Annotated in this window: 10 protein-coding genes; 6 read left to right on the forward strand and 4 right to left on the reverse strand. The window is 42.1% G+C overall.

What is annotated here, in order from left to right; translation table 11 throughout:
- Window positions 1-511: 511 nt before the first annotated feature.
- Window positions 512-1,543 (forward strand): 1-acyl-sn-glycerol-3-phosphate acyltransferase, encoded by a 1,032-nt coding sequence (locus RRG12_RS29190; RefSeq protein ID WP_420761601.1) that lies wholly within the window; start codon window positions 512-514, stop codon window positions 1,541-1,543.
- A 521-nt stretch (window positions 1,544-2,064) separates the two neighbouring features.
- Here RRG12_RS29190 and RRG12_RS29195 read toward each other — a convergent pair.
- Complete coding sequence (locus RRG12_RS29195; protein ID WP_238846311.1) at window positions 2,065-2,229, reverse strand: hypothetical protein; 165 nt, start codon at window positions 2,227-2,229, stop codon at window positions 2,065-2,067.
- A gap of 7 nt (window positions 2,230-2,236) precedes the next feature.
- Here RRG12_RS29195 and hflX point away from each other — a divergent pair, with 7 nt between their 5' ends.
- From hflX to gshB, 4 genes are all read left to right on the forward strand, one after another.
- The gene (hflX, locus tag RRG12_RS29200) at window positions 2,237-3,853 is read left to right on the forward strand and encodes a GTPase HflX (protein ID WP_420761602.1); all 1,617 of its coding nucleotides are present in this window, start codon (window positions 2,237-2,239) and stop codon (window positions 3,851-3,853) included.
- Between the two features lie 249 nt (window positions 3,854-4,102).
- Window positions 4,103-4,828, forward strand: a complete 726-nt coding sequence (locus RRG12_RS29205; RefSeq protein WP_069070937.1) for a PEP-CTERM sorting domain-containing protein — start codon at window positions 4,103-4,105, stop codon at window positions 4,826-4,828.
- 296 nt (window positions 4,829-5,124) lie between these two features.
- Complete coding sequence (gene grxC, locus RRG12_RS29210; RefSeq protein WP_069070938.1) at window positions 5,125-5,397, forward strand: glutaredoxin 3; 273 nt, start codon at window positions 5,125-5,127, stop codon at window positions 5,395-5,397.
- 234 nt (window positions 5,398-5,631) lie between these two features.
- Window positions 5,632-6,612, forward strand: coding sequence for a glutathione synthase (gene gshB, locus RRG12_RS29215; RefSeq protein WP_069070939.1), 981 nt, complete (start codon window positions 5,632-5,634; stop codon window positions 6,610-6,612).
- A gap of 363 nt (window positions 6,613-6,975) precedes the next feature.
- Here the strand turns inward: gshB and ftsZ are convergent, their stop codons facing one another.
- The 3 genes from ftsZ to RRG12_RS29230 all read right to left on the reverse strand — a co-directional run bounded on the left by ftsZ (window position 6,976) and on the right by RRG12_RS29230 (window position 10,209).
- A complete protein-coding gene (gene ftsZ, locus RRG12_RS29220; RefSeq protein ID WP_069070940.1) occupies window positions 6,976-8,298 on the reverse strand; it encodes a cell division protein FtsZ in 1,323 nt (440 codons plus the stop codon).
- Window positions 8,299-8,358: 60 nt separating this feature from the next.
- Complete coding sequence (locus RRG12_RS29225; RefSeq protein ID WP_256091007.1) at window positions 8,359-8,646, reverse strand: hypothetical protein; 288 nt, start codon at window positions 8,644-8,646, stop codon at window positions 8,359-8,361.
- A 729-nt stretch (window positions 8,647-9,375) separates the two neighbouring features.
- On the reverse strand, window positions 9,376-10,209 hold the full coding sequence (locus tag RRG12_RS29230; RefSeq protein ID WP_069070941.1) for a cell division protein FtsQ/DivIB: 834 nt from the start codon (window positions 10,207-10,209) through the stop codon (window positions 9,376-9,378).
- 691 nt (window positions 10,210-10,900) lie between these two features.
- Here RRG12_RS29230 and RRG12_RS29235 point away from each other — a divergent pair.
- Entirely contained in the window at window positions 10,901-12,232 is a 1,332-nt protein-coding gene (locus RRG12_RS29235) for a P-loop NTPase fold protein (RefSeq protein ID WP_181932361.1), read from the forward strand.
- Window positions 12,233-12,285 lie beyond the last annotated feature (53 nt).

A 12,285-nucleotide genomic window follows, 5' to 3' on the forward strand; every position in this document is an offset into this window, starting at 1 on the left:
TCAAAGCGGATTCCTATATGAGTCCTATATAAGGTATCTATCTATAGCGGTTCTTGATCCAGTAAAGTACAATTTTGACCTCACTTTCGTTCCTCTCTCCTTTTAGGCTATCCATTAGTCACATCTTTCTTTACAATCTTGAAACGCTTGTTTTATAGGCATCTTCAGGAGTCAGAATCAATCAGTCGGGGATTCAGACGCGACGCTCGTTCGCGTAGCGTGTCGTAGACAAGACTCGCTAACGCTAGCTACCGTGGATTCGCTAAGGCTGCGAAGCACCGCCAGTCATACAGAAAACATTGCTGTTAGCGGATAGCTAAGGTTTAGCCCATTCTGACGACTGACGCCTTTATTCTGTTCGATAAATTTTTCAGTTGATCATTTTGGCAACCAAATCTGAAATTGGTTTCCAAGTCTGTAGTTAATTTTACTTCTATAGTAAGATGCCAATGGCAAAATTATATAGCTATAATCCACTTTTAATAAAAATTTTGCCTGATTTTTAACCGTTTTGATTAATCAACATTCCGAAAAACTCCTAAACACTCAACTGGAAAATTTACCAGGTGAAGGTTATGTATTTAACTGGTTTGATTGGTTTTGTCTTTGGTATCCTCCAGGTTGGCTAATTTTATTCAACCGTCATTGGCAGCATTATCACACCGATCCAGATGGTTGGAATTGGCTAGAATATGGATTATTTTTAATTCCTGGCGGATTTTATCTGGCGCTACTGAGTCGCTGGTTGCGTCTGGGTTGTCGTTTACCCCGAAAAGAAGTTGGTGAATTTGATCCCAAATATCAACAAGCTTTTCGCGAAGAAGTTCTTGGCCCCATCGTTAAATCATATTTTCGGGGAGAATTGCAACAAGTTGAAAACTTGCCACCAACAGGGCCATTGATTGTGGCAATGAATCACGCGGGGATGTGTTTTCCTTGGGACTTTTTGACCTTGGGTTATTTATTAAGTGAAACCAGAGGATGGGTAGTACAACCCGTAGCAAGTCCAGCATTATTTGAGCATCCTTGGGTGATTTGGTGGCTACCACCTAAATGGTCACAGGTTTTAGGTGGTGTGCGAGCCGAATTAGATAATTTTGAGTCAGCGATGGCTCAAGGCAAAATTCTCTTATATGCACCCGAAGGTATCCGCGGGCCTTTGAAAGGTTGGAGAAGACGCTATCAACTAGAAAAGTTTGATATGAGTTTTATTCAGTTGAGCGATCGCTATCATATTCCCATTCTTCCAGTAGTTTGCATCGGTAGTGAATCTTTACATCCTTGGGCTGTTAATTTCACCAAATTGCAACGACTAGTCAAATTACCATTCTTGCCTTTTTCACCTTTGATGCTAGTCTTACTCCTGTTTCCCTCAATGGGAATTTGGGCAACGAGAACTCGTCTGCGTTACTTTATTCAGCCTTTAGAACCAGCAGGATCGGACAACAACTCAAACAAAGGGCGTGCAGTAGCCTATCAACAAGCGCAACAATTACGAGAAAAGCTGCAACTTCAAATTCATCACTTTTTGGGTAAATCTTAATACTACAAGCTGAAATTCAAGAATAATTTGAGTATTTTGCAGCAGCTACGTTACCAATTTCGTGTAGGAAGTAACTACAGCTTATCCATTGGTTATAAAAATAGAAGCCTTAGTAACAATAGTTTGTTTATTTCCAGTAAATGATTATACCTTTGTTGTAAATGCTTAAGCAAAGCTTATCAATATAGAGTTAAAAATGGGTTCACAATCTGTAAGACATTTTCGATAATTCAACCATCTTGCATATCTTCTGATACTAATTTAATAATGATTGCTCGTGGAATAAGGCTAAGTGAAACTATTATCAATTTTGCACTTCAACAAACTGGTGAAAGAGATCCTTAAATTTTGTTCTGAGGCGGCGCGTGTTTTTACCATTGCTCGATTTGTGAGTTACTACCACCAAAATAGCTTCAAATAAATACCCACCGTGAACTAATTCATAACGCATCCCTCAAAAGAGAGAGATAGGAGCCTAAACCCTGTTGTAAAATAGACATATAAGGATTCGGGGGGCCATTTTACTGGTCATAAACGCCTATAGAAACTATTTTTGGAAATCTCCAAGGTCTGAAGTCCAGCCAGCTGAAGCAACTACAGCGGCTGTACCACCAGCGCATACCAGGCGATCGCATCACCACGCCTGAGTTTTCCCAACGTCTGGCAGCAATTAGCACAGAAGTCAATCAGCCTGTGTGTGCCTACGTCAACCGTCGCGGACAAGTGATTCGCATCGGGGTAGGCACACCGCGTCAAACGCAAATACCACCGATGGAATTGCCCCGTTACGGTGCAGAACGACTCAGTGGTATTCGTTGCATTGCCACACATCTCAAGCCAGAACCGCCCAATGAAGCGGCGCTCACGGCTATGGCACTACAACGCTTAGATGCCCTAGTTGTCCTAAATATTACCGGAACGGGATTTACACGGCGGGGAGGCGGTGCAACTGGGTATGTGAAAGAAGCTTATCTAGCTCATCTGACACCCCAAGACTCTCGCACCCTGATTCCTAGTCCTGCTGCTGTCAAAGTAGAGGAAAGCCAATTCGGCTTCGCCCACTCTAAACAAATCCAATCCCCAAGTTGGAATATATCGCCACCTTTGGATTTGGATGATCTGGCAGACCAGGATTTAGTAGACTTAGTAGAAAATCTGGAAGCGGAATTCCAGCGTGAATTTATCGCCCAGGAAGTAGATGCTGACCACGATCGCGTGCTGATTGTGGGGCTAATGACCAGTGAGATGACTCCCCTACAATTCCAAGACACCCTATTAGAATTGGCACGTTTAGTTGATACTGCTGGGGGAGATGTATTACAGACAATACAACAAAAGCGATCGCGTGTTCATCCCCAGACCGTAGTTGGCGAAGGTAAAGTGCAAGAAATTGCCCTAACTGCCCAAACACTAGGGGTTAATCTCGTTGTCTTTGACCGCGACCTCTCACCCTCCCAAGTCCGCAACTTAGAAATGCAAATTGGTATCCGGGTGGTTGACCGCACCGAAGTAATTTTAGATATCTTTGCCCAACGCGCTCAATCTCGTGCCGGTAAGTTGCAAGTAGAACTAGCACAGTTAGAATACATGCAACCGCGACTGGCTGGTAGAGGTCGCACCATGTCCCGATTAGGTGGTGGTATTGGGACTCGTGGACCTGGTGAAACAAAATTAGAAACAGAACGCCGTGCCATTGGGCAACGAATTTCTCGACTACAAAAAGAAGTGAACCAGTTGCAGGCCCATCGTTCGCGGTTACGGCAGCGACGGCAGCATCGGGAAGTTCCTTCAGTGGCTTTGGTTGGATATACCAACGCGGGTAAGTCCACTTTGCTGAATGCTCTTACTAATGCAGAAGTTTATACAGCCGACCAGTTATTTGCCACTCTCGATCCTACCACCCGCCGTCTGGCGATTCCTTATGGCGAAACAAATGAACATCAGGAAATTCTGATTACAGATACAGTAGGGTTTATACACGAACTACCTGCATCATTAATGGATGCCTTCCGCGCCACCTTGGAGGAAGTCACAGAAGCCGATGCCCTACTACATTTGGTAGATTTGTCTCACCCAGCTTGGTTGCGTCATATTCGCTCAGTCAGAGAAATTTTGGCACAAATGCCAATAACTCCTGGCCCGGCGCTAGTGATTTTTAACAAGATCGATCAAGCCAATAGTGAGACACTAGCCCTAGCTAGAGAAGAATTTCCCCTCGCGGTATTTATTTCTGCGAGTCAGCGCTTGGGATTAGAAACCCTACGTCACCGTCTTGCCCAGCTGATTGAATATGCCGTTGACTGTGGGTAAATACTAGTAGAATTTGATCAATATTTAATGTTAATACAACCCAGTAGCAATACTGGGTTTTTTCTTATATGAAGCCAAAAATAAAGTCTTTTTGAACTAAGGCTGGTATCATAGACAACTTCTAATTGAATATCTAGAGTAGTAAAAGACTTTTCACTGGGTGCATCTGATTTTACATGGATAGAAAGCAGCAAATTCCCATCATTAGCAACTGAGTCTTACCATTTTCTTTTCCAAACATTGATTAACATGAAACATCTATTTTCCACCGCAACAATACCTGCGTTTTTGGCTGCTACTGCCGTTGTGATATCGTCTTCTGCTTTTGCCCCTGCTAATGCCGCTTCGATGAATTTCACTATCAACGACTTCACAGGTTCGGATACTCAGGTGAAGTTTACCTTAGATGACTCAATAGCGGGGTCTGGCAAAGTTCAGTTTAAAGTAGATTATTTATCCACTGGCAGCAACAAAATTGCTGATATACGCGGTATTTTCTTCAACATTTTAGATAACTCACTCCTTAAAGGTCTTCAAGTAGTAGGTACAGATGTAACAAACAAACAATTTGGCCCTGCTGGTTCAGTTACCTCTGTCGGTAGTGGTAGTAACAATCTGAATGGTGGTGGCGGCTCCTTTGATGCTGGTGTAGAAATTGGTCAAGAAGGTATAGGTCAAGGAAAAGGCGATATTCAATCTACCATCTTTACCCTATCCCATACTTCACAAGCTTTAACATTGGCTCAGTTTTCTCAGGAAAACTTTGGAGTCCGCCTAATGAGTGTCGGTTCTGGAAACAATCGTAACGGAAGCAGTAAACTCAAAGGACAAGCCCCTTACTACACACCCCCACCACCACCACCTAAAAAGGTTCCTGAGCCTACTACAGTCGTTGCCCTTGGTCTATTTGCTGTGGGTGCGCTGAGAATAGCGAAGAAAAAGCCTTTAGTATCAGCTTCAATGACAGTCGCCTAGAAGCTTTACTAGGAGACACTAAATGTATCCCTTGTCGGATTCAGGTGTGTCTCCTAAAATTATAAAATTTACTTATTAAATAGATACTAAAACATCATAATTAATAATTTTTTTAATACTCCCACAGCTATAATCGGTGGGATTTTTGAATGATAGGGGTTCTAGTGAACTCACCTTCATCAAGCATCGTAAACCCAGTTAGCAACTTTTAAAGATCAGGTCAAAACGGGATAAAGCAGCTACAGTCAGTGGCAAAGTTCTAAAATTAAGAAGCATGAAATAAATTTGAGGACTTTATGGCTGCAAAAGTAGAAATTTACACTTGGAGAACTTGCCCGTTTTGTATCCGTGCCAAAAGTTTGCTGAAAAACAAGGGTGTTGAATTTATCGAATACAGTATTGATGGAGATGAAGCAGCCAGAAGTAAAATGGCTCAAAGGGCGAATGGACGCCGCTCTTTACCGCAAATTTTCATTAATGATGAGCATGTTGGTGGTTGTGATGATATCCATGCTTTAGATAGTCAAGGCAAGCTGGATGAGCTACTAACTTCTAGCAATAGCGTTTAGATTCATAAGTGCGCTAGCGACAGGCCGCTGCAAATTACACGGCAGTCGCTACAACTCTAAAACAAACAACGCGCTATCTCTTGTCTAAGAGCTTTTCCCCACAAAAGCGAATATGTCTACAAGATTTTACTCTCCAGGTTTTACTGAACAGTACAGATATACGTCAATTGGTGAGAGCATCAAGAGATAATAGTTGAATAACCATTTAATTTCTTGGTGATTGAGGTATAAAGGGTGAAACTGGCTTTTATCATTGATCCTATCCATTTGCTTGACCCGTGTCATGATACCAGTGTTGCCTTAATTGAAGCAGCGCAAATCCTGGGACACGAAGTCTGGGTGACTCAAGCAAATTTGCTGAGTGTGGTGGAGGGCAAAGCTTGGGCTTTTCTACAGCGAGTTGAAGTTGTACCAGTGCAGTTGGTGGAGAGACGCTGGGTAGCGGTGAATCCTTGGTATGAGTTGAGCGATTCCTCATTAACTTCTTTAGAGACAATGGACGCCGTATTTATGCGGACAGATCCACCAGTCAATGATTCCTACCTGTATGCCACCTATATTCTCGATTACATTGACCAAAATAAAACCCTGTTAATTAACAGTCCGAGAGGCATCCGAGGGGCAAATGAAAAAATGTATGCCCTCCAGTTTACTAAAGCGATTCCAGAAACCATTGTCAGTGCTGATAAGGAGTTTATTCGAGAATTTGTCAAAGCAAAGGGGGCAGCAGTTCTCAAACCACTGGGAAACAAAGCTGGAGAAGGAATTTTATTTTTGCAATCAGGCGATCGCAATTTTAACTCCATTGTCGAACTCAGTACCCTCCAAGGTCGAGTGCCAGTAATGGTACAAACCTATTTACCAGAGGCAAAAGAGGGAGATAAGCGAATCATCCTGCTCAATGGCGAACCGATTGGTGCGCTCAATCGCCTCTCTAGTGGAACTGATTTTCGTAATAATATGGCAACTGGTGGTACAGTCGCTCAAACTGAAATTACCCCAAGAGAGTATGAAATCTGTACCCAATTAGCCGAACGCTTACGTCAAGACGGCTTAATCTTTGTGGGTATTGACATTATCGGTGGCTATCTGACTGAAGTTAACGTCACTAGTCCCACCGGAATTCGCGAGATTGACCGACTAGATGGCACTCTCCTTGGTCATCAGGTAATTCAATCGATTGAACAGACTTCCTTTGGACACTTGCGTGAGTGAGTTCTCTAAGCAACTTGCCTTGAGTAAGTATATTACTTATACCGAATATTAAGTTTAATGGATCGCGATGAGTAGATGTAGCAATGTCCACGACTGGCTATGCTTAGGTATTCCTATTTGGGCAGGTCTTCCTGATTTTTTGTTCCAGAAGCATAGCTGACCATGTGAGCCAGCAGACTCCTGCCCAAGTTCATTCTATAAAGTAGCGTTGACAAGTTTTTTACCAATTGGCAAAATTGGGGATGGCAAAAGATTGCTTACCCCTGCCCTTGGTAAAACCCTGGTGGAAGTAGCAGATTTTATACAGCGTTCAGCCTGACCTGAGAGTGCTCAGTTAATCTAAAATCTCAAATCCAAAATCTTTTAATTCCTTGGTGTACGTCGGTTTTTCAGGAAATCAGGTATATCCAATCCAATTTTTTCTTTTGGTTCTGGAATTGGAGTTGGAGCTGGATTTGGATTTGAATTTGGAGTTGAGGTTGGGGGATTAACTGCGGGTTGTTGTGTTGTTGGTCGCTTCGAGGCATTCGGTGCTACTCGAACGTTAGCCACGCTTTGTTGTACCGCAGCTTGCACTTCACCTGTAAACCCAGTGGCAATTACAGTAATTCTCACCTCACCTTGGAGTCTGTCATCAATTACAGCTCCAAAAATAATATTGGCGTTGGGATCAACTACTTCGTAGATTGCTTCTGCGGCAGCATTCACTTCATGCAAGGTGAGGTCAGTACCACCAGTAATATTAAATACTACCCCTCTTGCGCCTTCAATAGAACATTCTAGTAACGGTGAAGAAATAGCTGCGATCGCAGCTTCTCTAGCTCTAGATTTTCCAGAGCTAACGCCAATTCCCATCAATGCCGATCCCGCATCTGCCATCACAGCCCGAACATCAGCAAAGTCAACGTTTACCAAACCGGGGATCGTGATGATATCAGAAATACCTTGCACCCCTTGACGCAGCACATCATCTGCATAACGAAAAGCTTCTTGTACAGGTGTTTGTTCAGGGATCACTTCCAGCAGTTTGTTGTTGGGGATAATGATCAGTGTATCTACTCTACTTTTTAGTCCTTCAATACCTTGTTCTGCTTGGCTGGTGCGGCGGCGACCCTCAAAGACAAATGGACGTGTAACAACACCAACAGTGAGAGCGCCCATTTCTTTAGCTACTTCGGCCACGATTGGGGCTGCACCTGTCCCAGTACCACCACCCATACCAGCAGTAATAAATACTAAGTCTGCACCCTCCAATGCTGTAGCAATTTCGTCCCGTGATTCCTCAGCTGCCTTTTGACCGATGGCAGGATTACCACCTGCTCCTAAACCCCGCGTTAGCTTTTGTCCAATTTGCAATCGACTGGGAGCGCCTGCCAGAGTTAAAGCTTGAGCATCAGTGTTGATTGACCAAAACTCTACCCCAGAGACATCAGACTCGATCATGCGGTTAACAGCATTGCCACCACCACCACCGACACCAATCACTTTGATGTTGGCCACTCGACCAGGGACAATCTCACCGATTCGGCTATTTTCCGCAGAAATCTTCTTATTATCGTGATTTTGTCCGAAGTTCAGCCCAGAGTTATTAAAGGGATTGGTCGAGTTAACTGCCAGAGAGAACCCCGGCTGTCCCGTAGATTGGGAATTTTTATAGTTAAGTCCTTGGTTATTATCAAGTGTCATTGGATTTGTGAAAGGGTAGATAAACGACTTTTTCAGGTGTTATTCACCTAAGAGTCAACTTTAGTTTGACAGTGCCACAATACTATGGCACTGTTCTTTATTATTTTCACTACTGCCAAGCCTAACAGAATTGGCGGTGCGAAAATTTGCTATGGGATAAGCTTTTAGGGCAGCCGATCGCACAGCCAATTCTAGAGAAGTATACCTATATTTATCAAAAAGTGACCTGTATAACTTCAACCAGACATTAATCTCTTCACTATTCTCAGGGGAGGGCATAACTTGTAAAGACACACTACAGCGTATCTTCTCTGCCTCAATAATAATATTGTTAATAGGTTTCACCATTGGGGATAATTGCAACTTTAGACACAAAATTTACCTTCTACTTACTTATCCTTAAGTTAAACTAAGCAAGAATTTACTTGTCAGACTATACCTGATTAATTTGTTGCTTGGGGGGTCTTAATGGACACTTTGTTGGAGCAATAGTCTATCCTACGAGAACCCTCACTAGTACAGTCAATAAATCAAGATTTCCTAAGAGGTTTCGTCACCTAATAAAAATTACGGTACAGAATAGTCCAAATTTATTGCCCAGCAGCAATGCTTACGCAATTTTGGGTGGCATTTTCTGTTACAGTTCGCAACCTCAGTAAACTGTCTTTGGAATTGTCCTCAATAGACTCAAGCTAGAACACTTTTGGCTCTGCACTTAGATAGCGGTGTAAACCGTTTTCATCTGTGCACTCTGAAAAGCGAGTCTGATCTTAATGAAAAACTCAAGCATTTTTCTCTTTTCCGCACTGGGTTTAGTGAGGAACGTATGGGCAGAAGGTGTTTTGTATGCTCTAGATCATCATTAGATTGTCCCGCATCTTGCACCCTACTATATAGATGTTAGGGTAATAATTGAGGGTCTTTTACTCGCAATGGAGATTATATGATTGATCTTCTCATGTTAATTAGAAGTTAATGCCAATTTTCGTTAGGGTTGCGGGAAAACTGAAAATAATAAATATATTTATCAGCATAAAGCTTCTTAATTTACTAGGAGCTATCAATACATTAAACACCCTAGATATTTTTAGGGATCTTGGGAGTTAATTTTTGATCTTTTTGGTTCATTTGTACTAAGGGAAATTCGGGATTTTTCAGATCAATATACTCTATTTGACCAGAATTGAATTTTGCTGTTAAATGCCGCATTTGGGCGAGTAGCTTGATTTGTTCAGACAACTGGGGGCCTGGAACGCCGAGATGCACATTTCCTAATTCTGTTTTCAAAATTAAATTCGTTGGATTTTGACAATCAACTTCCATTACTTTTACGGGACTTTGGCTGACAGCTTGATGAATTTGAGTCCAATAGAGGCAGTATTGTTTTGGCGAACCAATTACTCTGAGATTTGGTAATTTCCTAGTGGGATTAAGTGATGTGTATTTTTCTAAGGGTATCCAGGCTCCACTGGCATCTAGTAAGCCAATAGTTACTTTTTTGTTGTCACGTGTTTGAGTTACTGCTACTGGTACTCGTTCTTGAATTTCGATAAACAATCCAGGAGGAAAGAGGCGGCGTCTCACGATCGCTTGGGCAATAGTTGGTTGTTTCTTCAGAGAGTTAGCGATCGCTGATGGTTCAATCCGCCACAAAGACTGGGGGTAAGATAACACCAACAGTGATTGAGTTGTTTCATCCGACAGTAATTTATTGCCTGATTTCATCACTATTTGCTTGGGAGCTTTTAGCATCCACACTGGTTGGACTGCCATCCACAGTAATCCACCCGCCAAACCAGTAATAGCAAAGGTTCGCCAAATAGCCTGAATAATTTTCATCTGCCGCTGCCGACGTAATTTTTTACGACGCTGGGCTAGATCCGTGCGGGAAACTGATATTATGCCAGCCATTCAAACCCCTTTTTGATTGCAATCTAAATTCCTTGACGCATTTGTATCATTATTAATTTCAGTAAACACTGTTGGCATCTGTTAGCCGCTCTCCTCAAGACTTTTTTTATTTTTAGTAACACTTTACAGTAACTACACAAAGATTATGGTGCTAGTTACTATTCCCATTAAAGTTTCCGGTGTCCATTTTTAACTGACTGTAGTCTTTTTGACAAGTTATTGTTGAAGATTTTTTTCCTAAAGATTACAAAATATTAATTTAGATGTTTAGGATTTTGTTTTCTTGACAAATAGAATGTGAAATGATAAACAAGTATTCCTGAATCTCTGTATAGCTTGCTATAATTCATACCAGTCCTTCTCGTCAGCTATACAAATTGAGAACCATGCAATCTAGTAACTTTTTTTACTGATTCACCCGGCCCTAAAAGTTTGTGGCAGTTCAAACAAAAGCTAGAGATTGTCAAAATCTCAATATCAGGTGTAAAAAGGACAGATATGCTTAAGGTTATTAGGGTCAATTAAATCTCTACCATACTACTGACAGTAGTTCTGTACCAAGTGCTGTCTCTTGCAAGACACTACCAACTTGCAAGTTAATCGTATGTCTACATTCTGGATAGAGATTACTTGTATAAAAAATACGAATTAAACTGCATCTACAAACACGTCTACATACACCTCTACATACATGAAAACGACATTAAATTTGTCACGTTTTTATAAAGCATGTAACCCAAGCTACACGCTAAATACAAGTAACGTGCTAGATCGTCAGTATTACATAGATTTTGCTGATGTCCGTGGTTGCAAGATCGTCGAAGAATTGCAACGGACTATCATTCGGATTTCTCCTGATGAGCCAACCTGTCAGTTATTTACAGGTCACATTGGCTGCGGTAAGTCAACGGAATTGCAGCGCCTCAAGACAGAACTAGAAGTGGCGGGATTTCATGTAGTTTATTTTGAGTCCAGTCAAGACTTAGATATGGCGGATATTGATGTCAGCGATATTCTGCTGAGTGTAGCCCGTCAAGTCAGTGCCAGTTTAGAAGCGATTAACATCAAGCTCAAACCCGGTTACTTTACCAATTTGTTTAAAGAAGTAGGCGATTTTTTGCAAAGCCCCATAGAGCTTTCTGGGCAAGCAGAATTGTCTTTGGGTATTGCCAAAATTACTGCCAAAACCAAAGATAGCACCCAGATGCGGAATCAACTGAGGCAATATCTGGAACCACGTACCAATAGTATTTTGCAGGCGATTAACGAAGAAATTTTAGAAAAAGCTGTTGAACAGCTAAAGCTCCGGGGTCAAAAAGGACTGGTAGTGATTGTAGATAATTTGGATCGAGTAGATATGCGTCCCTTAGCATCGGGGCGATCGCAACCAGAATATCTCTTCATCGACCGAGGCGAACAGTTACGCCGACTCAAATGCCACCTAGTTTACACCATTCCTCTAACATTAATTTTCTCCAATGAGTACGAGACACTAAAAAATCGCCTGGGGGGAGGGATTGCACCAAAAGTACTGCCAATGGTATTGGTGCGGCAAAGAGATGGCAGTGACTACGAACCAGGGATGTCACTAGTGCGCCAGTTAGTTCTCGCAAGAGCTTTTCCAGAAGTTCCTTTGAATAGCAGGCTTTTATTAATTACAGAATTATTCGATCATTCCCAAACCTTGGATCGTCTATGTCGCGTCAGTGGTGGTCACATTCGTAACTTATTGGGTTTACTTTATAGCTGCCTGCAACGACAAGATCCACCTTTTTCTAGGGACTGCTTAGAAGCCGTAATTAAGGACTACCGCGACGATCTGCTATTAGCTATTGATGAATCCCAGTGGGAATTATTGTTTGAAGTAGTGCAGCAGCAGAGAGTTAAAGGGGAGTCGGACTATCAGAGCTTACTAAGAAGCATGTATCTGTTTGAATATCGCGATCCTCTAGGACGCTGGTTTGGTATCAGTCCAGCCTTGGCAGAAACAGAAAAAGTTTTGGCTTGGCAACAAAATAAGTAAGAAGTCAATTAGTCATTTGTCATTAGTCATTTGTCATTTGTCCAATGACTAAT

Source organism: Nostoc sp. CALU 546 (assembly GCF_048836525.1).

Coding starts and splice junctions, on each gene's coding strand:
- RRG12_RS29205 (WP_069070937.1), top strand. CDS start 4,103: ATGAAACATCTATTTTCCACCGCAACAATACCTGCGTTTTTGGCTGCT.
- grxC (WP_069070938.1), top strand. CDS start 5,125: ATGGCTGCAAAAGTAGAAATTTACACTTGGAGAACTTGCCCGTTTTGT.
- ftsZ (WP_069070940.1), bottom strand. CDS start 8,298: ATGACACTTGATAATAACCAAGGACTTAACTATAAAAATTCCCAATCT.
- RRG12_RS29225 (WP_256091007.1), bottom strand. CDS start 8,646: ATGGTGAAACCTATTAACAATATTATTATTGAGGCAGAGAAGATACGC.
- RRG12_RS29230 (WP_069070941.1), bottom strand. CDS start 10,209: ATGGCTGGCATAATATCAGTTTCCCGCACGGATCTAGCCCAGCGTCGT.
- RRG12_RS29235 (WP_181932361.1), top strand. CDS start 10,901: ATGAAAACGACATTAAATTTGTCACGTTTTTATAAAGCATGTAACCCA.